A 23,686-nucleotide genomic window follows, 5' to 3' on the forward strand; every position below is an offset into this window, starting at 1 on the left:
ACACAAAATTTCCTTGATTTATTAATGAAATATGTTAAAATACACCCTTGTTAAATGAATAGTTAATAAATAACCGGCAGAACAGATTAAAACTACATTTTAAGAGTCTTGTTTCTGCCGGTTAACTTTGAAAATTAACCGCGGATTAACGCAGATGACACAGAAATATAGAAATAAAGAGATAAGGAGAAAAAAATGAAGTGGATAAAGATAGCGGTATCCACCCCCACAGTTTCCTTCGCTGTGGCAAGAAAACTAAGCGTGGGGGTCTGCGCTTCGCTCCGAAAACGTGAGCTGCAAATCGGTATTTTGAATGTTTTTATTACGGCAAAATGGGTTTGGCTGTTATATTTATAAAAAAGCGACTAATGACCGCCTATGGTGAGACTGTGGTTGTGTTTGGTGATTTTATAGATTAAGATAGCAGAAATATTTCTGAGATTTATATATTGAAAAAGACAGAGGAAATAAAAGATTAGAATATTATGATGATTACTGAAGCTATAGACGTTAACAGGTTATCAAATACACGAAGATGCCTTGTCCCTGATTAGAACTTTTCAGACTAAAAAATGGGGGAAACAGTTGGAAGTATATCTTTCAAAAATTACTACCTTAAAGGATAAATATGATAAAAACCGTAAGAAAAATAGGGTTCCGGTGAAAATAGGTAAAGGTAAAAAAATTACTCTGACACCTGGAGAGCATAATATATTGATAAAAAAAATTATTGAAGATTTTTGTGGAACATATACTCCAAGTGGTATTATTTTGTATGTAGGAGACACCGGCCTGAAATTTGGTTACTGTGACGACAAAGCTTTTGAAGAGATGGGATTAAAAATTGATACTCATGGCAAGATGCCGGATGTGGTTATAAATTATAAAGAAAAAGATTGGGTTGTATTAGTCGAAGCCGTAACAAGTCATGGTCCCGTTGACGGAAAACGTCGATTAGAATTATCAAAACTTTTTAAAGAAATTAAATCTAAGTTGATTTATGTGACTTGTTTTCTTAAAAAATCAGATTTGGCAAAGTATGTTTCTGAAATATCTTGGGAAACAGAGGTTTGGGTTGCCGAAAACCCAACACATTTAATCCATTTCGACGGCGAGAGATTTTTGGGGCCTTACGATGAATAAAGTTACCAAAAGATAGGCCGTTGCGATTAGGAAAGTGTGCCGGAAAAAAGGTAGGGACGCTTTATATATACATATATACGGGCACAAAAGAGGCGGAAATAAGAGTAGCAGTTAGTAGTTAGCAAGTCTTAAAAAATTAATTCTCAGAACCAATTGTTAGATGCTGCGCATTATGAAAAATCCAAAATACAAAATCAGAAAAGTCGCCGGCAAACCTGTCAAACTAGATGTGGATGTTTTTTATAATCCGAGAATCCTCAATTCCAGTTTGATGATTGTTGGCGGTCGTCGTGTTACTGTTTGCGATTACAAACATAAAAAATATTTCTCGCTTCCGAGATTTATACTCAAAGCAAAGAAGAACCAGATTGTTGACCACATAAACAGGAACACTCTCGACAATCGCAGATGTAATCTCCGAATCGTTAATGCAAGACAGAGTGCGCTCAATCGCAGGCTCAAATCCAATACCGGCCGCATCGGAGTTTCAAAAACAAAACGCACCAAAAGAGATAATAAGCATTATTACGAGGCTTATTTCCAGCCCAAAGCCGGCAAAAGAAAAACATTCTGTGCGCCTCTTACGCCTAAAGGCCTGATTCTCGCCGCCCTGGTAAGAGATAGATTCGTCCTCGAAAGCGGCGACGAGGATTACACTCCGTTGAATTTCCCGTTATTTAAAAACGACCCTTTTAAAACTATTTTATTAAGGAGCGACTTAAATGAGTACAAGCAGGCAATTAGTTCGAAAAACAGATTTCGGCCGTGAGGATTTAGCAGGCGTTTTGGGTATTGGTAACGGTAACGTCGCGTGTTTCGGCATAGTATGGCGGTATTGAAAAACAGGACACCACAACGATAACGATTAACATAACCTTACCAATACCGAAACCCAAAACGATTTTTCAAAGGCTGCCTTTCATCTGTCCCATGTTTTGACTCAAGCTCAAATGTTTGAACCAGGAACGCAGTCTTATTTCAATTGACAACGTCCTATAATCGGGCCGTGGTTGTTCGGGCACTGAAAACTATTTTTTTGCAGCAAATTAACCCCTTTAAAACAATAGAGTTACAAGCACCGATTTTATCTGCTTTTGTTTCTGTTTCTCATAAAAAGTCGCTTTTATATTTTGACGATAAAACGTTCAGGAACGAACTTTGTCAGTTCAGAAGGCTTACGGAGTATAAAAAATGCACAAGGCAAAAAAACTGTCGCCGATGATTATAACGGTTCTTACGATTGCGTTAAGTTCCGCTGCCATAACCACGCTCTGGTTTTACTCCAGCTCTGACAATCCGGGGAACAGTTTAAAAACATTCAATCTGACGATGCTGATTATTCCGGTTTCCATTTGCATCGGAATATTTTTCATTTTGTCGCGGTATATATCGGAACTGAAAGAATCACATCTGCGCCAGTTTCAGCTTGAACAGGACGTTCAGCAGCGCAACGCTGAGATTGAGACCGAAAAAGCCCGTGCAGAAGCCGCGCAGTTCCAGACCGAGCAGATAAACAGGCAGCTTCAGCTTTCCGTCAGTCACGCTGATAAAATAGCGCAGCAGGCGATGGAGGCCGGCAGGGCCAAGGGCGAGTTTCTCGCAAATATGAGTCATCAGATTCGCACGCCTATGAACGCGATAATAGGTTTCAGCGAAATGCTCTCCGAGGAAAATCTCAGTCAGGACCAGAAAAACCAGATAAAGATAATTCGCGACAGCGGCAGAAATCTGCTGCAGCTTATTAATGACATACTGGACTTTTCAAAAATCGAGACCGGCCGGCTCGATGTGGACGTCGTGGATGTTCCCGTTGAAAATATTCTTGCGGCGATAGAATCGCTTATGAGGCCGGCGGCAACCGAAAAAGAACTGGAATTTGAAATCAAACGTATTCAGCCTCTGCCGTATTCCATTCATACCGACCCGTCGAGGATAAAGCAATGCCTGACGAATCTTGTCAGCAACGCGATAAAATTCACTGAAAAAGGCCACGTTTATGTCAATGTTTCAGGCGAAAAACAGGGCGACAAAACCTTTGTCAGATTCGACATCGAAGATACAGGCGTCGGCATAGCCGCTGAGAAGCTCGACTATGTATTTGAGCCGTTTGCGCAGATTGAAAATGAAAGCACTACGGATCGTCAGTTCGGAAATACAGGACTGGGACTGGCTATCACACGGCATATCGCCGAACTGCTTGACGGAAAAATAACCGTCCAAAGCGCCATCGCCAAAGGTTCGACATTTTCACTGTACGTTCCGGCGGTCGTCGAAACCAAAACTTTTGAAAGCGATAGAAATGTCTCGATACTCAAAACTGCCCCTGCAAAAACCGGTGGTGCTGCGAATAAACTCACAGGAAATGTTCTTGTCGCGGAAGACAGCCCCACCAACCAGACGCTGATTGAGCTTTTACTCAAGAAGCTCGGGCTGGGCGTTACAATAGTTGAAAATGGTATGCAGGCCGTCCAAAGTGCATCCACGAAAAAATTTGATGTTATCCTGATGGATATTCAAATGCCGGTAATGAACGGCTACGAGGCGACAAGGCAAATCAAAAAACTCGGCCTGACAATTCCCGTAATAGCTCTTACTGCCTGTGCGATGAAAGGCGACGACCAGAAATGTTTCGCCGCTGGCTGCAGCGACTATCTCGCAAAACCGATTGACAGAAAAAAACTTGTTGAAACTCTGGCTAAATATCTTCCTGAGCAAACACAAGCTCCGGAAGTCATGCAAACAAAACCACTTGATATACAGGACAAACCACAGGAGAACATTATGCAGAACAACGAACCAGCACCAGCAGAAACCGGCGAAATTGAAATAGACTGGAACCTTCTGACGGAACGCATAGGCGATGAGGAGCTTATCGACGAAATAATACCTGTCTTCCTGAAGGACAATACTGAAAGGATGCAACTGCTCGCTGAGGCGGTAAGAAAGAACGATTCTCGGGAAGTTAATTTTTATGCCCATTCGCTAAAAGGCGCTTCCGGCACAATTGGTGCATCGAAAATCTCCGACCTCGCGAAGATTCTCGAATCTGCCGGCCGGAATCAGCAGACAGAACAATATGCCCCGCTTTTTGAGCAGATTAAGACTCGTTTCGACAACCTCTCTGCTCTTCTGGCCAAAAGCGACTGGAAGCAGGTTGTAAAGGATTACGCAGGCAGTCATCATCTGTCCTGAGCGCCCCTGTCTGTCCTGTCTATCCGCGGCAGAGGAGAAATTGCGTCAAAACCAGATTTAGTGGAATATATTATCTTCATATTCCACGTTTACCTTTCAGGATAATTGCCTGCTCGGCGGTACCGCCTTGTGATGGATTGTTCTTTATCGTTTCACCATTATTAAGCATCTCTCCGGCCGGTCTTTATATTGACTTTTGCCTTTCTACCGACTACCATAGGCAAATCTTTGGCCGAGTGGCGGAATGGCAGACGCTGAGGACTTAAAATCCTCTGCCCGTAATTGGGCGTGTGGGTTCGAATCCCACCTCGGCCAAATATTTTGTCCGGTGCGGTGCGGCAACGACTGTATCAGGCAGACAAGACCTTTGAGCTGACGGGAGAATCCTTGGCAGAACAAAAAATCAAAGCAGTACTATTCGATATCGGCGAAACCCTGCTAAATTTCGGGAAAGTCGATGTCGCAGCTCTCTTTAAAGAGGGCGGGAAGCTCGCACACAACTTCCTCGAAAAACTGGGCCAGCCAACAGGCTCAGTCCGAATGTTCCTCCTAAAACATCTGATAATAATCCACGCCTTTAATGTATGGTCAAATATCGTAAAAAGAGATTTCGATTCATTCGAAGTCCTAAAAAAAATCGAACAGAAAAAAGGAGTCAAACTAACGCCGCAGCAATGGCAGGACTTCGCATGGTGCTGGTACGAACCATTAAGCAAACTGGCACAAATCGAATCCGATATAAAACAAACACTGGATAAACTAAAACAAGCGGGAATAAAACTCGGTATACTTTCAAATACATTTTTAAACGCCGTAACACTCGAAAAACACCTGGCACAACTGGAAATACTGGATTTCTTCCCAGTCAGAATCTACTCCTACCAATTCAAATTCAGAAAACCAGACGGCAGAATCTTTCTCGAAGGAGCAAAAAGAATGCAAACCGAGCCGGAAAATATACTCTTCGTCGGCGATAGACTCGATACAGACGCTGCCGGCGCATTAGGAGTAAATATGCTCGCCGTGATAAAAAAAACCTATCTAAATACAACACAACAAATACCCGAAAATGTAATAAAAATCGAACGATTGGCAGAACTGCCGGGGATAGTGGAAAAAATTAACAGCCATAGCCACTAAGGCACCAAGACACGAAGTTTTTTAAACCACGGATTATACGGATTTCACAGATTTATCATTGTTTATTCGCTATGTTTGTATGCAGTGGCGTAAGCCATCTCCCGACGATATACTGCATACGAGCATAGATACCTGAAAATTTTTTTGTGGAGATTTTTTACGGTAGGGATTTTTTCGGGGACAGTTCGGGCGTTGTGGGTGTTTAAGATTTAACGACGACCCCCTGCCATCATACGCGTCAAGTTAAGAGTGTTGTTACTTCAATTACTGTCAGAATTCCGATCTCTTTTTCTATAAAATTCAGTCGTTTTCGTGTGTCATATGTGCAATATCGCTCTATGCTCCTTAAACATTTTACCGAACCACTGACAGCGTTAAGCAAGTGGGGTATTGCCTTAAAATTCCTGCTGATATAACGCATCAGTTTCATCAAGCTGACTATTTTTTTGCTTTCCCGACAAACCCTTTGCAGCAACGGGCTATAGATTTTTTCATAGAATAGCATGATTGCTATGAACCGGGAGATAAGTATCAGCCGTAGTTGAATCTCGCTGACAATGTGTATTTTGTCGAAACTCATATGACTCTTCCATGTTTTAAAAATTGTTTCGATTTTCCAGCGAAGGCCATACAATTCCACAAAATCGTCAACGGTAATTTCACTATTAGTCAGACTTGTTATGAAAATCGTCCAGCCCATCAGGAACAAAATCTCCTGACCAGGATTATGCCCTTTCCATTCTTCTTTGGCCTTTTGCCTTCTGCGGCCGGCAGTTTCCTGCGAGACTTCCATCGCAATCAGGCGTACCTCTATTTTGCTGTCTTTTCCAATCAACACTCTCTGATCTACTGTTCTTTGCGTATCGAGCAGTCTTAATAAATTAATCTCCTGACCGGTTTGCGGATCACAGAGAGTTGTTTTATGTCTGTAGCGACTGATAAAATCTGCTCCGGCCTTGATAATTCGTCCAAATTCAGCGACTATAAAATAGCCCCTGTCTCGCAGAATTAAATCATCAACTTTTATCATGAGTTCAGAAGCGGCGGCCTGATCGTTTTTGCTGTAGGTATCTATTGACCATTGCGTAAAAGAGCCGCAGAGCAAATCGAAAACAGACTGTATTCTGGCATTGCAAACCTTTATATGTGCATTTCTCACACCTGAAAAAACATCCATTAATCTGGAAGGCAGTTTAATTACCGTACTATCCTGGACAAGAATTCGTTTGAAGCGTCTGAATTTTGAATGAACCGAAGCGGATGCTTTGGAGTTCATTATAATTGCCGCTATCGCCTCAAAAAACAGCAGACAGACGCGATTCATTTTTTGGTGATATGCCTGACGGCTGGCAGTTGTACCGGTTTTGGCTTCAATAACGGCAGCTAAATCATTGCAGCTTACACATCCGCGAATTGCTTCGGTAATCATATACACTAAAAACTCCACGGCTTTTATTTGTCGACAACGCTTTATGAAACCTGTCTGAACGGAGAGTATGTTAATTTTTTCAAGAGTTAGTCCGGCTTTTTCAAACAGTTTGATAAGCACATTATTTTTCATTGCAAACTCCTTTTTTTTGCTTGACATTATGATTTGAGTATATATAGTATATATACTATATATAGGAAAACCACAAACTTTTTTATAGGAGATTTCAATGGGTTATAATGTTAAAATGCAGAAGGTTGAACGTCCGACAAACAAGTCGTATTATATAAATTTTCCATCGTCTATCGCCGATTCGTGTGAGATCGTAAAAGGTGAAGAGATGGAGTGGCTTGTTCAGGACAGAAATACGTTTGTGCTAAAGCGTAAAAAGAAAGCTAAATCTTTTGTGTGAAAACAATTACACACCTTAACTTGACGCGTATGCCCTACAGGGTCTATCCCTGCAGTTTTGCTACGGGCAAAACTAAGCGCTGGGGTCTACGCTCTGCTCCTCCGACGCTTCGCTCCGACAGGGCTAAATAACTGGGTGCAGGGTAAAGATTACAGATAAAAATTTAAAAACGGTGGCTGAGGCCTTTTAATTCCCCCCATTAAGCCCCTTTCAATCGCACCCTATACAGATTCAATTAATTCCGGAATAATTCTTGAAATATCAACTATTTCCACTAAATTTTTTCGGTATTGGTAATAATCATTTACATTTTTAAAACGACTCACATATTTCTCACTAAATTCTCGAAACAGTTTATTGTTATGACTTAGAACACTTTCTAACGATCTATATCCGTTAAAAAACTTAAAAGGAATATCAACTCCAAGAGTATATAAATAACGCTTTTTACTGCTTTCATATTCTGCTAATTCATAAAAATCTTTAAATAGCGAATTTTGGCGTATAGCATCCGCACCACCTCGCCAATTAATAAATTTGAATTCAGCAATTCTTTTATTGGTTTCAAGATCAAACTTGCGACCGGTATTTCCTGCGCCCAGCGAAAGATATTCGATATGCTCATCGTCATCAAGAATAGAAGGCAATGCAGCAAGAATACCTATCGTATGTATTACAATATGGATTTGAGCAGCAAGTTTTTTAACCTCAAAGGCAGAGGCTATTAAATTTGAATTTAACTCAAACTGTTCACACATTTTCTCAGATTCTTTCCGATTTAACCCCCGGAATTTCACTTCTAAAGAAAACAACTTATCAGTTAAAGATTCTCCTTCAAATTGATGAATTCTTTTAGCAGCTTTTTCGATTTCCATTGTTTTCAACTCTCTCTAATGACACAAAAATCTGATTATTATAGTTTTACCTGTTCGTATTTATTGGTCAATCTGTTGCCGTCTCCTCAAGAGTAACTATTGGGATTATAGCATTATTTTTGTTTTTTGGCAAAAATAAGTTTTAAATTTTAGACAAAACCCCGGCAAAGTATTGCCGGGGCTAACCAATTTAAAATACCCCGCGCTAACCCTTGCGCATGGTTTCCGCTTTGCTCCAACGCTTGGGGCTCGGTTGTGTTGTGAATGATTTGGGCGGAAATGAGTAAATGACAACGAACCCTGCCATATAATGGCAGGGCTAACCACTACAGATTAAAAGCCGTAGTGAATGCCGGGGTAGAGAAGATTAATGGCGAAAAGCTGGATTGGTGAAAATATATAGCCGAACACCTGCCAAACAATAATAAGGCCAATAATCGAATTTGTCGGGGTGCGAATAAACTCTTTGTATTTGTAAGCATTCTCATCGCTCAAAAAAAGCGGGACGAGAGAGCTGCCATCCAACGGCGGGACAGGCAAAAGATTGAAAACAAATAATACGAGATTCAATGTGAAAAGTATACTTACCATAACAGACAGGCCGTTTGTCCAGCCGGTATCGACGGCATCTGTTACGTGCGAAAACGAGGTGCTGTCAGGCGGAGAAAACCAGCCCGCCAAAATGCCAATACGAATGATTACGGCGGCGAGCAGAACAAGAAGCAGATTCGCGGCAGGACCGGCCAGTGCCATCATTATCTCACGTTTCGGATGACGCCGAGCCCAATCCGGGTCGAAAGGCGTGCTTGCCCAGCCAATCATCCAGCCATTAAAAAGATACGAAATAATCGGAAGCACAATCATTCCAATCGGCTCCCTCCGCATGTGGGCCAAGGGGTCGAGAGTTACAAGGCCGTGGTGAAAGGCGGTTTTGTCGCCGAGTTTGGCCGCGACAAACGCGTGGGCAGCTTCGTGAAAACTCAATGATAATATAAATGCCAAATACCATGCGAGGCCCAATAAAATAGTATTGTTGTCCATGGCTGTAATAGTAACTATTTTGGTTCATAAAACAAAATAAAAATCAAATATTATTACTATACTCGTATGCAGTATACTGCATACGAGTATAGATACCTGAAAGTTTTTTTGTGGAGAGTTTTTACGGTAGGGATTTTTTCTGGGACAGTTCGGGCGTTGTGGGTGTTTTATAATGCATTCGAGGCTATATAAAAACTGTTTTCGAAACAAAAACGACTAATTGACGTTCGTCAATCAACCTCCTGGGAGGATGCAGATGTTTTATTTGCTGGAGTTTTGGATGTGATTGTTTTTGGAGATGTTTTTCCGGAGTTTTTTGAGTCGTGGGTGTTTAAGATTTAACGACGACCCCCGCCCACAGGTGGCGGGGCTAAATAACTGGGTGCAGGGTAAAAATCACAGATAAAAATTTAAAAAAAGGTGTCTGGCCCCTTTAATTTTCTCATTGATTTAGCCGAGAAATATTATTAATTCCATTTATAAAGTTTACTAATTTGTCTAAACTTTTAGCGTCTCCATATTCCAGTTCCGCCCAAGGTTTATCTTTTGTAGGATTATGAACAAGTATTAATTTTTTAAAGAATTCTTCCATAGAATATCGTTATCCATATTTTTTTTTACAACCCATTACTGTTACACAAATAAATTAGTTTATTTTTTCTCTATTTTTATAGATTCGGATTTAAGGCCATCAACTTCTTTATGTTCGATTGACTTGATACCATTGGCGTCCTGAACGGTTCTATCAAGAGATTCGAATACTTCGGCCTTGGCTTTTATTTTTGCTAATTTATACTGGCGTTTGAGTGCTTTTTTTCTTGCTTTATAGGCTTTGCGCTCGGAGTGGAGGGTTTCTTTGACTGTTCGGCGGCAAATCATACCTTTTGAAATTTCATTCGGGCCGGGTGTCATGCCGCTGCCGTCGAGGCGAGGCGTTATTATGCCGATGCTGTACGTTGGAAATGTTTGTGTAATTACGATTCGAGCGACAAAGGAATCCCTGCCATCGATTGTTTTGAAAATATCGTATCTTACGACCTGAAGAAACGGCCAACAACCTTGTGGTTTTGCCTGTTCGGCAGTCGCACTTATTGTTATATCGCCGGTGGACGAAACGCTAAGAACCTTTATATCTTCTCCTCGACAGATGCTGAACAGAGCGGCAAAAATAACCCAAAAAAGTACCTTTTTCATAGTGCTCTCCTATAAAAGAATTGAATATGGATACATTATACACCGTTTCTTTGGCAATACAATATGAAAAGTATAAAGGGGAAAAAGGTAAAAAACGATGTGAGGCGGATAAAACCTGGTTTTGAATAGAAGAATGACATTGCTGCGCAATGATGAACCCCGGCCCCCTCTAAAGTTTTTTCCGAGGTAAAAACTTTCTAAATAACTCTGGGGTTTTCACTGCGCTCCAACGGCGGGGGCTAAACCAATCATTAAATTTTTATCTGCTGGTATTTCATATCAGTGCTGACAGAACAAGGGCCGGCGATGCGGATGTGTTTTATCAGCCTGCAATTGAAGTTCTGATAAAAATAAAACTCTTAAAACGTCCTATAATCTTTGGTTCTGCGACTATACCCATCACTTATTTGCGCGAAACGAATATTTTCTTTGCGCAAAGTGTTTTTGCTAATTTGGCGGTTCGTTTCCGCCGATTGTATAGTTTTAGGTATTCCGAATGAGACTGACTTTAAAGACTAAATTTTTACTTTATGTTTCTACGCTAATCGTTTGTGCGATGAGTATAACTACGTTAGTTACTTACACAAACTCAAGGAAAGCCATTCATCGTGTAATCGCAAAGCAGTTGACCCAGCTTGTCGTTTCCACGGCTACTTCCATTGACTTATGGATGAACGACAGGAAAACGGATTTTATTAATTGGGGGCAACTGGCCATTTATAAAACTGCACTTGAGGATTCAATTTTCAGCGGGACAGCACGAGAAGATTCAAATTTAAGACTTAAGGAAATGAAACGAAATTGTCCATATTACGAGAGTCTTAACCTGGCAAATATCAATGGTCAAATCGTATGCTCTTCGAGTGAAAAGGTTATCGGGAAAATCGACGTTCGCAATCAATTGTTTTTCAATGAGTCGCTTCAGAAAAGCATATATATTTCATCTATAATGAAAAGTCCGGAAACGCAAAGAGATGTTTTTGTAATCTCGGCTCCGATTGAGCAGGATAATGCCGTAACGGGCGTAATCTACGGCATTATAGATATGGACGTATTCAATAATTTATTTATTATGCCAATAAACGTATGCAAAACAGGATACGCATATTTAATTGATTCGGATGGTTTTGTAATCGTATATTCGAACAAGGAGTGCGCTGCGGGTGAAAATATTAAATCTTATGACTTCGGCAAAAAAATAATGCAGACACGATCCGGTTCCCTGGCGTACAGCCGGCAGGAAATTGAAAAAATTGTATTTTTCGAAGAACTTAAAAATTCAGGATGGCTGCTTGCGGCCGGGGCGGAGACAAGAGAAATATTCGCTCCTGTAAAGGACCTGTGTATTAATAATGTCGCAATTACCCTGCTCTTTATCGCTATCGCGATTGTTTCAGTAACCGCTATATACAAATGTACGATTCTTACGCCTATAAACTGTTTGATAAAAGGCATTTCAAAATTCGGGGACGGTGAATTCGACACTAAAATCGAGTTAAAAACCCGTGATGAATTTTCAAGTCTGGCCGACTCTTTTAACAAGATGGCCGAAGACATTCAAAAAACTACCACTTCAATTGACAATCTCAACAGGGAAATCGACGAACGCAAAAAAGCAGAGGAAGAAATGATAAAGCTAAATCAAAATCTCCAGGAGGCGAATCAGGAGATGAAGAACTTCGTATATATAGCGTCGCATGATTTGCGCGAACCTTTGCGAAAAATCACTTCTTTCGGAGCAATGCTCGAAAAATCACTTAAAAATAATCTTTCCGGCGATGATTCTGAAAACCTTAAATTTATGGTCGATGGCGCCCAGCGTCTGAACAAAATGATTGAGGGACTGCTTGTTTATTCGAGAGTAAGTTCGAAAACACAACCTCCGCAACTTATCGATCTTAATGAGATTATGAAACAACTGCAGCAAATAGAACTTTCGGAAGTATTGCGGGAAAGTCAGGTAATTTTAGAAATACCGCAGTCTCTTCCGTTTGTAGAAGCCGACCCCGCTCAAATGCGACAACTGATACAGAACCTTATCGCAAACGGCATAAAGTATCAGAAGAAAGATAACAGGCCTCATATTACAATAACATCAAAACCCGCCGCTAACGGCATGGTAAGGATAGAGGTGACTGATAACGGCATCGGCATTAAACCTGAATACCAGAGCGCCATATTTGTGATGTTTAAGCGTCTGCATACGAGAAGCGAATACGAAGGCACTGGTATCGGTCTTGCGGTTTGCAAGAAGATAGCTGAACGACATGGCGGGCAGATAGGAGTTGAATCCGGGCCAGACAAAGGTTCAACATTTTGGTTCACGGTGCCAATGGCAAACTGTAATTGCCCGGCGTCTATTTCCTGTTTGACCTGATATTTTCAATTTCAAAACTCAAACACAGCAAGATAATAAATTCCTTTTGAGACCTCTGAAAAACTGATATTTCGAAAGTTTGAGATTGCCGCGGTGCGCTCGCCCCAAAAGGGTCTTCGACAATGACAACGAACCCTGCCATATGCCCCCTACGTGGGTCTGCACACCGCAATTTTGCTTCGAGGTGCAAAATTCAGATGCGGGGGTTTGTGCTTCGGCTCCGACAAGGGCTAACTACGAACCAATAAATGAAATGTTTGATTTTTGGGTGGATTTGGGGTAGTGTGTAAAAGATTGCCACGGCCTGCAAGGCAGGCCTCACAATGACAATGAATTAAAAAATGTGGAGTTTGAAATGGCGGAAAATAAAAAAGCAATTCAGAAATGTATAAACCCGGCCTGCGGAGCGGAATTTTCGTGCAGGGAATCATTCTTTAAATGCCCGCAGTGCGGGGATTTGCTCGATATTCAGTACGACTGGAACAAAATCAAGGTGCCGGCGAAGCTGTCTGATTTCGCAAGGCGATGGTCGAGTCGAAACGAAAGACTCGATTTTTCCGGAGTATGGCGGTTCAGGGAACTGCTGGATTTCTGCGACGATAAATTCAGGGTAAGCATCGGCGAAGGACAAACGCTATTACAGCAGAACGATATGCTGGCAGAATTTATCGGGATGAAGAAAGGAAGTCTTCATCTTCAATACGAAGGACTTAATCCGTCCGGTTCGTTCAAAGATAACGGTATGACGGCGGCGTTCAGTCACGCGAAAATGGTTGACGCGAAATCGTGCGCGTGCGCTTCGACGGGAAACACAAGCGCGGCGGTGGCGCTTTACGCGCATCACTGCGGAATGAAATGCACCGTGTTCATCGGGTCGGGCCGAATCGCATTCGGGAAACTGAGCCAGGCGATGGATTACGACGCAAAGACGATTCAGATAGTCGGCGATTTCGACGATTGTATGAAACAGGTGCAGGCGGTCTGTATCGAATTGAAATTATATCTTCTCAATTCTCTTAATCCGTTCCGGCTCGAAGGACAGAAAACGATAATGTACCGCATCCTCGAAGGACTGGGGTGGAATGTGCCGGACTGGATTGTCGTGCCGGGAGGAAACCTGGGAAACTCAAGCGCATTCGGAAAAGCGTTCAGCGAACTTAAACAACTCGGCCTTATAAACAAAGTGCCGAGACTGGCGATTATCAACGCGACGGGAGCGGATACGCTGACCGAGCTTGTGAATAAAAGAAAACTGAAATGGAACGGCGGCAAAATCGATAATAAAATTATCAGCGATTTTTACGCGGAGCTTACGGCGAAAAAGTTTTCGCCTCATACGTGCGCATCGGCGATAGAGATTTCACGGCCTGTTAATCTGAAAAAATGCCTGCGGGCGATTGACGTCTGCAATGGAATCGTGCTGGCGGTAAGCGACGAGGCGATAACGGACGCAAAGGCGCTGATAGGGAAATACGGACTCGGCTGCGAGCCGGCATCTGCGGCAACGATAGCGGGTTTGCAGGTTCTGCTTGCCGAAAAGACAATCAAGCCGGACGAAACGGTCGCGTGCGTGCTGACGGGACATTGTCTTAAAGACCCTAATATAACCGTAAATTATCATAAAGAAAAAGGCGGCAAATACAGCAACCCACCCGTGGAATGTCCAAACGATTTGCAGCAGATAATAAAACTGATGAGTTAGGGTATAGGGGACAGGGGACAGGGTATAGAATTAAGATAATGGATAATAAAAAAATAAAAGGGATTGTTCTTTTCGCTGTTATTGCTGTTTCCGCATTAACAGCTTTCTGGGGACTGGGCGGCAGAGCTATCGGCAATCATGAGGCATACGTCGGGGTTACGGCAAGGAATATGATTTCCAGCGGCAACTGGATTGTGCCGATGTTTAACGGCGAGGCGAGATTGAATAAAACACCGCTGTCATACTGGCTTGTCGCGACGGCGGGAAAAACAGCGGGCCGGGTAAATGATTTCATAGTTCGTCTGCCGAGCGCGGTACTGGCGGTTGTTTGTGCGATTGCGATTTTTTATTTTGTTTCAGATTGGCTGGGGTTTCGCACGGGAATACTTTCGGCTCTTGTATGGTCTACATCGCTTTGCTATATGAGATACAGTCATACGGGCAGGCCGGAGATGGCACTGGCGGTTTTTGTCACAATCGCAATGCTTAGTTTTTATTCGGCGATAAAAACGCAGGAACGCAGAAAGCAAATTTACTTCATATTAATTTTCTGGATAAGTTTCGCGTTTGCGATGCTGGCGAAGGGTCCCGCCCCGCTGCCATTGATAATTCCGGCGATATTCATATATTTTCTGATTTTCAAACGATGGAAACTCATCCCGAAATTACTGCCCATCGCGGGCGTGATTTTGTTTCTGCTGATAGTAATGCCCTGGCCTGCGGCGGTTTTGATGAAAGAGCCTGCGTCGCTGGAAATCTGGAAAAATGAATTTCTTGGCAGAGCGGCAGGCGAATACGCGGCGGGTTCGAAACCGTTTTATTATTATTTCGGGGTGATGTTTTTGTTTTTTCTGCCGTTTTCGGCGTTCATACCGTTTGCGATTACCGCGCCGTTTTACAAAATATGGGAAGAAAGACGCGATGCGATTATTTACCTGTGGCTCTGGTTCTTCGCGGGCGTTGCGGTGATGAGCTTTTGCGGCGGAAAACGGCAGCATTATATTCTGCCGATGATGCCTGCAATGGCGGCGATGACGGGAATTATTCTCGACGATATGCTATTCGTACATAAATCCTATAACAAAAAATTCGCTAAAATTTTTCTGGCGGTATATCTGGTCCTTGTAGCTATCGGAATCGGCGTATGGCTGCCAGCCAAACCGGGAATAAATCAGGACAATGAAGATGATGGAAATTATGTAATTCGGGATTTTGCGATGCGTGCCGGTGTAGAAACCGCCGGCAAGGGGGTAATTGCTTATTGCAAAGTCAATCCATCATTTATATACTATTTCAGCCGCAATGTACCTGTTGTCGGCGATATAAACGAAATTTATGACCGCTACTGCGGCGGCGATGGAATTATCGCTACAGGAGAAAAATTCGAGCGGTTGAAAAAAGACGGTCGGTTTCGGCTCGATATTACGGGCATAGATGACGGCCGAGGATTGTTTGTAAATAAATAAAACGGAGAAAGTTATGATAAAAAAATTATTAGTTAAAAAAGCATTGCTGACAATTTTGATAAGTTTTATTGTTATAAGCGGCTGTAAAAAAAGCACTCCGCAGGAGACAGAGGAGCCGAAAAAGGCGGCTGAAACCAAAACTTCCGCTGTGTCGAAATCTCTCGGTGAAATTATCGCCAGGAGAACAAGCTGGAATCCGATATTGGAAAATTATTACGGCAAACAAATGCCTGACTTCAAGGTAACCGATATAGCCGGCAAAGTACACAACCTTGCTGATTATAAAGGCAAAAACGTTATGATTGTTATGTGGGCAACTTGGTGCCAGCCCTGTCTGCAGGAGGTTCCGCATATTAAAGCGATGCGTGATATAATGGATAGTAACAGTCTTGCGATACTGGCAATTTCCAGCGAACCGGTAGAAACTGTCAAGGCAATGGCCAAGAGCAAAGATATGAATTATACAGTCATTTCATATCAGGGAAATCTGCCCGAGCCTTTCGGTAATATTAAAGGCATTCCCACGACGTTTTATATAAACCGGGACGGTACGCTGAAACTTGTTACCGAAGGCCTTTCGTATCTTGGCGAAATGAAATCAATAATTACTGCCGAATAGAGAAACATTAATGTCCGAGACGGACACAAAACGCATACCGCTGACGAGGATACAAAAACTCATCGGCCAGCGTATGCTCGAATCCAAACGAACACAGCCGTGTTTCTATATGACGGCAACGGCAGATGTCGGCAAAATCACTGAGATGCGCAGGCCGATGAGCAAACGGCTCGGCATAAGAATTTCAATGAATGATTTTATCATCCGCGCAATGGCGATGGCGATAGAAAAATATCCGATGATGACTGGTATTTTCAGGGACGACCATATCGAAATGACCGGGACGGCAAATATAGGTCTTGCGGTAGCCGCTCCGAAAGGACTGGTTGTGCCTGTAATAAAAAACGCAGAAGCGAAGAGCCTGACGGATATCGCGGCGGCAAGCGGCGAACTTATTGAAAAGGCAAAAAACAACAAATTAAATCTTGATGACCTTTCGGGCGCATGCATAACATTAACGGCACTGGGGATGTTCGGAATAGATTCATTCCTGGCGATACCGTCGCCGGGGCAGTGCAGCATTCTTTCCATCGGAAAAATAACAGAACGGCCCGTTGTATGCGAAAATAATATAGAAATAAAAAAGATTATGGAGTTCGGACTTGCGGCGGACAACAGAATCGTCAGCGAAGATTACGCCGCGCAATTCCTGATAGAAATAATAAATCTTGTTGCAAATCCGGATAATCCGCGATATATCGAAAGAAAATAAAACATCTAAACAAAGGAGAAATATTATGAACAGACGTATGAGTATAGTTGTATCGGCATTGGTAATTGTGTTTGCGGCGATTAACTGCACGGCAGCAGAGCCGAATATGCCCAAATTGGACGACCAGACAGTTGTTCAGGAACTTTTGGGAACAGTACCATCCCAGGTTCTCGAAACAATAGCAAGCAGCGACGGCTGTCATCTGGCCATAATAACAACAAAAGAAAAAAATATGGTTCTTATCGTCGACGGTAAAGAGGGACCTGAATTCGATAAAATTTTCCCTGGTTCAGTTGTTTTCAGTCCCGACGGCAGGCGCACAGCTTACGGCGCACAGAAGGACGATAAAAAATTCGTGGTTGTTGACGGCCAGCCGTGGTCAGATGTTAACGGAATCGGCAAGGGGACGCTTGTTTTCAGTCCAGACAGTAAACAAGTCGCCTGCGGCGTAAAAAAAGACGATAAGTGGTTTGTTACTATCGACGATAAAGCCGGACCTGTTTTCGACGCGGTTGACAAGCCGGTCTTCAGCCCCGACAGCAAACAAATTGTCTATGGAGCAAAAAACGGCAATAAATGGCTTGTTGTTACCAACGGCCAGGCCGGGGTTGAATTCGACGGGATAAGCACACCGATTTTCAGCAACGGCGGCGAAAAGTCAGCTTATGTAGGAAAAAAAGACAATAAGTGGTGCGTGGTTGCTGATAATAAGGTCGGACCGGAATTCGACGGTTCCGATGTTCCAGTTTTCAGCGCTGACGGCAAAAGAATGGCTTATGCCGCAAAGAAAGGCGAGAAGTGGGTCGTAGTTGCCGACGGCCAAACCGGGCCGGAGTTCGAGGGAATCGGCAAGAAAGCTATCGTTTTCAGCGATGACGGCAAAAGATTAGCTTATGGCGCAAAAAAAGGCGAAAAATGGGTCGTAGTTATTGACGACAAAACAGGAGCGGAGTTCGATACTGTCGGCCAAATCATTTTCAGCCCTGACAGCAAAAAAACAGCTTATAAAGCCAAGACTGGAAATAAATGGTCTATAGTTGTCGACGGTCAGAGCGGGACGGAATTTGACGGTATCGATAAACCGATTTTCAGTCCCGACGGCAAACGGCTGGCATACGTAGCGCAGAACGGGAGCAAACAATTCGTGGTTCTTGACGGCAAAGCAGAGCCGGAATATGACGGGATTCTCGAAGGCACCCCTGTTTTCAGCTCCAACGGCAAACGTGCGGCTTATGGCGCGAAACAAGACGATAAGTGGTTCATGATAATCGACGGCCAGGCCGGGGCAACACTCGACGGAATTATCAAAGGCTCCATCATTTTCAGTTCCGACGGTAAAAAATTGTCCTATACAGCAAATAAAAACAAAAGATGGTTTATAGTTGTTGACGGGAAAACAGGGCCGGAGTTCGGCGGAATCATTAAAGGCGGGCCAGTATTTCGAGATGGAACTTTGGAATTCCTGGCTAATAAAGGCAAAGACCTGTACCGCGTGAAATATAAACTATAAGCAGTACGACTTGCGAGGTTAAGCGAGATTGAAAAATTCTTTTGTTGTGGCGGACAGTTTTTCCGCGAGTGTTTCCATGTCGATGCCTTTCAGCTCGGCAATGCGGGCTGCGGTGTGAACCAAAAGAGCCGGTTCGTTGATTTTCTGTCTGCGCATCGGCTCAGGCGACATAAAGGGACAGTCCGTTTCAATCATCATTCTTTCAATGGGGACAATCTTTACAATCTCTCTTGCATCCTGAGCGTTTTTGAATGTAACAACGCCTGTAAACGAAATGTAAAACCCCCTGTCGAGAACGATTCTTGTCTGCTCAATTGTGCCAGACCAGCAATGGAAAACGATTTTCGTTTCCCTGTCGGCGAAGTTATCAATGATTTCCATCGTCTCGTCAAAGGCGTTTCTGCTGTGAATAATGACCGGCAGTTTTTTTTGGGCGGCAATTTCAAGAAAACTTTTAAAAAGCTCTTTCTGGGCATTCTGTTTTGAAAAGTTGTAATGAAAATCCAGGCCCGTTTCACCGAGAGCCACAACTTTGCCGTGTTTGGCAAGTTCGATGAGTCTCTGCAGTTCCTGCGGCTGATATTCGGAGGCGTGATGAGGATGAATGCCGAGTGCGGCATAAAGATTTTCATATTTATCGGCAAGGGCGATAACTTTTTCATTATGCTCGGCGTCGGTTCCCACGGAAATCCATTTTGTTACGCCGACGGCGGAACTTCTTTGCAGAACATCGTCAAGAGACTGTATCAATCCTTCATAAGTCAGATGAGCATGTGTATCAATAAGGTTCATCCCGCACCTTTTAAATATTTAAGCCATTAATAGATATTTTTTCAGCATCCAATTTATAATAAATTACCACATATCTAAAAGAAATGAATAAAAAAAGGTGCAGGATTCATTGTTTCATTAAAAGGCATTTTCATAATGCCTTATCTTGGCTTTTCCTTTTTCATCGGCCATTACTATTACGACGTCAAACCGCAAAGGGAGATTATCGAGTTTGTGTTTTTTTACGAAGAGATTTGCCGCCGCTTTCATTCTGTGCTTTTTGGCAGATGTAACCGCCGCTTCGGCATCGGCGAAATCCTCGTTCGCTCTTGCCTTGACCTCGACAAAGACGACCGCACCGTCGGGAGCGGCCATAACAAGGTCTATTTCGCCGGTTCTGCAGGAAAAATTTTTCGTCAGAGTTTTATAACCGCCGGTTTTTAGAAACTTCTCACACTGCTCCTGGCCCCATCTGCCAAGCAGACGGGGTACAGAAAGAAGTTTCTTCTGTTTGTCGCCGAAAAGAAACACGATTCATTATGAACTGGATGTATGTTCCGTTCGTCTCTGTGAAAGTTTAACGCCTTTTCCGCTGCGGTCTCTGAGGTAATAAAGTTTCGCCCTTCTGGCCTTGCCGCTTCTTACGGGTTTGACATCGACAACATTCGGCGAATGCAGCGGGAAAACTCTTTCAACGCCTTCATCGTCCACAATTCTTCTGACGGTAAAGGTCTGATTTACTCCGCGGCCGCTTCGGGCGATTACAACACCTGTAAAAATCTGCGTACGTGTTTTTTCGCCTTCAACAATTTTACAATGTACGTCAACCGTATCGCCTATCTCAAAGTACGGAATCTGGGTCTTAAGGCTTTTCTTTTCTACCGAATCAAGTAATTCAGTTTTCACTTGTTTATACTCCTAATTTTAAATTTTCAATCTTCAATTTATTTCAGCAGGTCAGGTCTTTGTTTTTTTGTTTTTTCGAGAGCCTGCTGTTTTCGCCATTTATCAATCTGGGCATGATTGCCACTGAGCAGCACGTCCGGCACTTTCATCCCTTTAAACTCTTCGGGCCTTGTATATTGGGGATACTCAAGAAGGCCATCACTAAAAGAATCGTTAGCGGCCGAGTCTTCATCGCCAAGAGCACCCGGCAGAAGTCTTACTATACAATCGATTATTACCATCGCGGCTAATTCTCCGCCGCTGAGGACATAATCGCCGATGGAAATCTCTTCGGCACCGGTTCCGATTCTTATTCTCTCATCGAAACCTTCATAATGGCCGGCGATGAGAATAACTCTTTCTTCCGCCGCAAGTTCTTTGGCAAGATGCTGGTCGAATTTTCTGCCCTGCGGCGTCAGCATTATAACGCGTCCGGGATTTGCGTCCTGTTGTCGAACATTTTCAAGACAATCGAAAACAGGCTGGCACATCAAAACCATCCCGGCTCCGCCGCCGTAAGGGGCGTCATCGACCTTCTTATAATTGTTTTTAGCGAAATCTCTTATATTTGAAAGAGCTATATGCACCAAGCCACGCTGCTGAGCACGCTTGACTATCGAAAAATTCAGCGGCGAGGCAAACATTTCAGGAAAAAGCGTAAGAACATCTATTCTCATCACTTCTTACTTTAAACTAAGAAGCTTCCGGCTCTGTCGCGGCATCGGCTTTGGCCTTTGCGTCGGCATCCGCTTTGGCTTTGGCTTCAGCGTCTGCTTTTGCTTTCGCTTCGGCTTCGGCTTTTTCAGCGATTTTTTTGGCCTGAGTTCTTTGTGTATTATCGTAAAGCAAGCCCTTCTTCTTGGCAATCTGTCTTGCCTTTTTCTTGCGGGCCTGATTTTGCTTGTAGTGTTTGCTGACAATACCGATTCTTGCGATAAGTTCGGCGACGGTATCACTCGGTACGGCGCCGGTGCCAATCCAGTACTCGATTCTTTCCTTGTTCAGGACAAGCTGCTTTGCCGCGTCCTTTTCAATCGGGTCATAGTGGCCGAGCTTTTCGATGATTCTGCCATCTCGCGGGTTTCGCGATTCGATGGCGTTGAGGCGGAAGAACGGCTTGTGCCTTCGCCCCATTCTCATAAGTCTTAATTTTACTGCCATAACTTTTCCTTTCTGTATATAATTAATATTCCTCCCGACACATTGTCAGGAAGAAACAGGTTTACAATTTAATGCATAACCGTTAATAAAAATCGCAAACAACGCCGAATCTATCCCGGCATCGTGCGATATTTTTTTCACCTGCTCATCTGTAAGCGAAACAGCGTTTTTTATTTCATCAGCCGTCATTATCGCAACGGCTTTCCGCAATTGCTCAACTTCGTCTTTCGACGGGCTTACGAGCATCGCTAACTCAGCGGAGCCTTTGTTATCAGCAAAAAAACCTCTGAACTGTTTTCCGAAACTGTCGTCTGTCTTTAAGGCGACTTTTTCAAGAAACTGCTGCAGAGATAATTTAGCCACAGAGCTCACAGAGAACACAGAGAAATAAAAATTAAAATTCTAAACAAATCCAAAGTACCAAAATTACAATAACCAAAACTTGTAATCACTGAATTTATTTCGTATTTCTCTGTCTCGCTCATTCTATCGGTATTTTATTTTACCTTTTCTTACGATTTTCTGTTTACGCCTTGAGCGCTGTTTAATTTTGCGTCCCTGGCTCATCATACTTCCGATGGTGTCCATGCCCCCGCCGCTCAAAAGGGTTTTAAATCCACCTAAAGCACCTCCCGAAAGAGCCTTAAGCATGTCCCTGCTGCGCTCGAAAGTCTTTATCATACCTGAAACATCGTGCTGGTCTGTCCCTGAACCTGCGGCAATGCGCCTCCTGCGCGAGGGGTTGATTATATCGGGTTTTTTTCTTTCCTCAAGTGTCATTGAGTGAATTATTGCTTCTATTTTTACCATTTCTTTGTCATCGATGTCCATACCGGCCATTTTACTGCCCATTCCCGGCAGCATTTTGAGCATATCAGCCATCCCGCCCATTTTCCGGACAGATTGCATCTGTTTTAGGAAGTCGTCGAAGCCAAAGGTGCCTTTTGCCATTTTTTGCTGCATTTTCGCGGATTCTTCGGCGTCAAACTGCTCCTGAGCGCGTTCGACAAGGGTAACAACATCGCCCATTCCGAGGATTCTGCCAGCCATACGGTCGGGGTGAAATTCTTCGAGCTTGTCTAATTTTTCGCCGACACCAATAAATTTAATTGGTTTGCCGGTAACGGCTTTTACGCTTAAAGCGGCTCCGCCTCTGGCGTCGCCATCGAGTTTTGTGAGGATTACGCCGTCAAGTTCGAGTCTTTCGTTGAATTCCTTTGCGCTGTTGACGGCATCCTGACCTGTCATCGCGTCGCAAACCAGATAAATCTGATGCGGACTTGTTGCCTTTGCGACGTCGGCGACCTCGGTCATCATATCTTCATCGATATGTAATCTGCCGGCGGTATCAAGAATAACAACGTCATAACCATTGCTTTTAGCGTGAGTTAAGGCGTTTTTGGCAACTTTTACAGCATCTTTAGAGCCCTGCTCGCTGTAAACATCGATGTTTAACTGCTGGCCGAGGGTTATAAGCTGGTCGATAGCTGCCGGTCTTTGAAGGTCATCGGCAACGAGGAGGGTTTTTTTGCCTTTTGAGGTAATATATTTTCCAAGTTTGCCTGCCGTTGTGGTTTTTCCACTGCCCTGTAAGCCGGCAAGGAGAACAACCGTAGGGCCTGGCGAAACAAAATAAATCTTCGAGTCTTCCAGCCCCATAAGTTTGGTCAACTCGTCATTGACGATTTTTACAAAGACCTGGCCGGGATGCAGAGACTTCAGAACCTCGGCGCCGATTGCGGCCTGGCGGACATCCCTGCAGAACTGCTTTGCGATGTGATAATTGACATCGGCTTCGAGAAGCGCTTTACGGACATCGTTCATAGCGTCCGAAATATTCGCTTCGGTTATCCTGCCGCGGTTGGTTATCGTGCGGAAAACATTATTTAATTTTTCTGTCAGTGAATCAAACATCTATTAAAATTCCAAGTTCCAAATTGGCTATATAAGTAAGCGGCTGATTCTATAGAAAAATATCCATTTTTGCAAGCCCCCAC

At 43.3% G+C, this 23,686-nt stretch carries 23 protein-coding genes and 1 tRNA gene; 13 read left to right on the forward strand and 11 right to left on the reverse strand.

Features of this window, described 5'->3' with window-relative positions; all coding sequences use genetic code 11:
* Window positions 1-195 precede the first annotated feature (195 nt).
* The 6 genes from WC496_05050 (at window position 196) to WC496_05075 (ending at window position 5,475) form a co-directional block, all read left to right on the forward strand.
* Complete coding sequence (locus WC496_05050; protein ID MFA5292387.1) at window positions 196-357, forward strand: hypothetical protein; 162 nt, start codon at window positions 196-198, stop codon at window positions 355-357.
* A gap of 228 nt (window positions 358-585) precedes the next feature.
* The gene (locus WC496_05055; GenBank protein MFA5292388.1) at window positions 586-1,143 is read left to right on the forward strand and encodes a BsuBI/PstI family type II restriction endonuclease; all 558 of its coding nucleotides are present in this window, start codon (window positions 586-588) and stop codon (window positions 1,141-1,143) included.
* Between the two features lie 172 nt (window positions 1,144-1,315).
* Window positions 1,316-1,912, forward strand: a complete 597-nt coding sequence (locus WC496_05060) for a hypothetical protein (GenBank protein MFA5292389.1) — start codon at window positions 1,316-1,318, stop codon at window positions 1,910-1,912.
* 422 nt (window positions 1,913-2,334) lie between these two features.
* Entirely contained in the window at window positions 2,335-4,335 is a 2,001-nt protein-coding gene (locus tag WC496_05065; GenBank protein MFA5292390.1) for a response regulator, read from the forward strand.
* A 230-nt stretch (window positions 4,336-4,565) separates the two neighbouring features.
* A tRNA-Leu gene (locus WC496_05070) sits at window positions 4,566-4,650 on the forward strand.
* A 72-nt stretch (window positions 4,651-4,722) separates the two neighbouring features.
* Window positions 4,723-5,475: an HAD family hydrolase gene (locus WC496_05075; protein MFA5292391.1), complete on the forward strand. Its 753-nt coding sequence runs from the start codon at window positions 4,723-4,725 to the stop codon at window positions 5,473-5,475.
* Window positions 5,476-5,713: 238 nt separating this feature from the next.
* Here the strand turns inward: WC496_05075 and WC496_05080 are convergent, their stop codons facing one another.
* Window positions 5,714-7,036 carry an IS4 family transposase gene (locus tag WC496_05080; protein MFA5292392.1) on the reverse strand — a complete coding sequence of 441 codons (1,323 nt, stop codon included), beginning with the start codon at window positions 7,034-7,036 and terminating at the stop codon, window positions 5,714-5,716.
* Window positions 7,037-7,133: 97 nt separating this feature from the next.
* On the opposite strand from WC496_05080, the gene WC496_05085 reads away from it, so the two are divergent.
* Window positions 7,134-7,316, forward strand: coding sequence for a hypothetical protein (locus WC496_05085; protein ID MFA5292393.1), 183 nt, complete (start codon window positions 7,134-7,136; stop codon window positions 7,314-7,316).
* Between the two features lie 221 nt (window positions 7,317-7,537).
* Here WC496_05085 and WC496_05090 read toward each other — a convergent pair whose 3' ends face one another.
* The 3 genes from WC496_05090 to WC496_05100 all read right to left on the reverse strand — a co-directional run bounded on the left by WC496_05090 (window position 7,538) and on the right by WC496_05100 (window position 10,426).
* The gene (locus tag WC496_05090; protein ID MFA5292394.1) at window positions 7,538-8,191 is read right to left on the reverse strand and encodes a hypothetical protein; all 654 of its coding nucleotides are present in this window, start codon (window positions 8,189-8,191) and stop codon (window positions 7,538-7,540) included.
* Between the two features lie 333 nt (window positions 8,192-8,524).
* A complete protein-coding gene (locus WC496_05095; protein ID MFA5292395.1) occupies window positions 8,525-9,193 on the reverse strand; it encodes a site-2 protease family protein in 669 nt (222 codons plus the stop codon).
* A 690-nt stretch (window positions 9,194-9,883) separates the two neighbouring features.
* A complete protein-coding gene (locus WC496_05100) occupies window positions 9,884-10,426 on the reverse strand; it encodes a hypothetical protein (GenBank protein ID MFA5292396.1) in 543 nt (180 codons plus the stop codon).
* 496 nt (window positions 10,427-10,922) lie between these two features.
* Here WC496_05100 and WC496_05105 point away from each other — a divergent pair, with 496 nt between their 5' ends.
* The 6 genes from WC496_05105 (at window position 10,923) to WC496_05130 (ending at window position 18,812) form a co-directional block, all read left to right on the forward strand.
* The gene (locus WC496_05105; protein MFA5292397.1) at window positions 10,923-12,803 is read left to right on the forward strand and encodes an ATP-binding protein; all 1,881 of its coding nucleotides are present in this window, start codon (window positions 10,923-10,925) and stop codon (window positions 12,801-12,803) included.
* 355 nt (window positions 12,804-13,158) lie between these two features.
* Entirely contained in the window at window positions 13,159-14,505 is a 1,347-nt protein-coding gene (gene thrC, locus WC496_05110; protein MFA5292398.1) for a threonine synthase, read from the forward strand.
* A gap of 38 nt (window positions 14,506-14,543) precedes the next feature.
* Entirely contained in the window at window positions 14,544-15,971 is a 1,428-nt protein-coding gene (locus WC496_05115) for a glycosyltransferase family 39 protein (GenBank protein ID MFA5292399.1), read from the forward strand.
* Window positions 15,972-15,984: 13 nt separating this feature from the next.
* Window positions 15,985-16,590 (forward strand): TlpA disulfide reductase family protein, encoded by a 606-nt coding sequence (locus WC496_05120; GenBank protein ID MFA5292400.1) that lies wholly within the window; start codon window positions 15,985-15,987, stop codon window positions 16,588-16,590.
* A 10-nt stretch (window positions 16,591-16,600) separates the two neighbouring features.
* Complete coding sequence (locus WC496_05125; GenBank protein ID MFA5292401.1) at window positions 16,601-17,302, forward strand: 2-oxo acid dehydrogenase subunit E2; 702 nt, start codon at window positions 16,601-16,603, stop codon at window positions 17,300-17,302.
* Between the two features lie 25 nt (window positions 17,303-17,327).
* Window positions 17,328-18,812: a hypothetical protein gene (locus tag WC496_05130; protein MFA5292402.1), complete on the forward strand. Its 1,485-nt coding sequence runs from the start codon at window positions 17,328-17,330 to the stop codon at window positions 18,810-18,812.
* A gap of 18 nt (window positions 18,813-18,830) precedes the next feature.
* Here the strand turns inward: WC496_05130 and WC496_05135 are convergent, their stop codons facing one another.
* The 7 genes from WC496_05135 to ffh all read right to left on the reverse strand — a co-directional run bounded on the left by WC496_05135 (window position 18,831) and on the right by ffh (window position 23,603).
* The gene (locus WC496_05135) at window positions 18,831-19,604 is read right to left on the reverse strand and encodes a TatD family hydrolase (GenBank protein ID MFA5292403.1); all 774 of its coding nucleotides are present in this window, start codon (window positions 19,602-19,604) and stop codon (window positions 18,831-18,833) included.
* Window positions 19,605-19,721: 117 nt separating this feature from the next.
* Window positions 19,722-20,114 carry a YraN family protein gene (locus tag WC496_05140; protein MFA5292404.1) on the reverse strand — a complete coding sequence of 131 codons (393 nt, stop codon included), beginning with the start codon at window positions 20,112-20,114 and terminating at the stop codon, window positions 19,722-19,724.
* A gap of 6 nt (window positions 20,115-20,120) precedes the next feature.
* On the reverse strand, window positions 20,121-20,489 hold the full coding sequence (gene rplS / locus WC496_05145; protein ID MFA5292405.1) for a 50S ribosomal protein L19: 369 nt from the start codon (window positions 20,487-20,489) through the stop codon (window positions 20,121-20,123).
* Between the two features lie 38 nt (window positions 20,490-20,527).
* Window positions 20,528-21,205: a tRNA (guanosine(37)-N1)-methyltransferase TrmD gene (gene trmD / locus WC496_05150; protein ID MFA5292406.1), complete on the reverse strand. Its 678-nt coding sequence runs from the start codon at window positions 21,203-21,205 to the stop codon at window positions 20,528-20,530.
* 16 nt (window positions 21,206-21,221) lie between these two features.
* Window positions 21,222-21,689 (reverse strand): 30S ribosomal protein S16, encoded by a 468-nt coding sequence (rpsP, locus tag WC496_05155; protein ID MFA5292407.1) that lies wholly within the window; start codon window positions 21,687-21,689, stop codon window positions 21,222-21,224.
* 45 nt (window positions 21,690-21,734) lie between these two features.
* On the reverse strand, window positions 21,735-22,052 hold the full coding sequence (locus WC496_05160; GenBank protein MFA5292408.1) for a hypothetical protein: 318 nt from the start codon (window positions 22,050-22,052) through the stop codon (window positions 21,735-21,737).
* A gap of 123 nt (window positions 22,053-22,175) precedes the next feature.
* Entirely contained in the window at window positions 22,176-23,603 is a 1,428-nt protein-coding gene (ffh, locus tag WC496_05165) for a signal recognition particle protein (protein ID MFA5292409.1), read from the reverse strand.
* Window positions 23,604-23,686 lie beyond the last annotated feature (83 nt).

The sequence above is a fragment of the Phycisphaerae bacterium genome, from assembly GCA_041652575.1.
In the GTDB taxonomy this organism is placed as follows: Bacteria; Planctomycetota; Phycisphaerae; order Sedimentisphaerales; family UBA12454; genus UBA12454.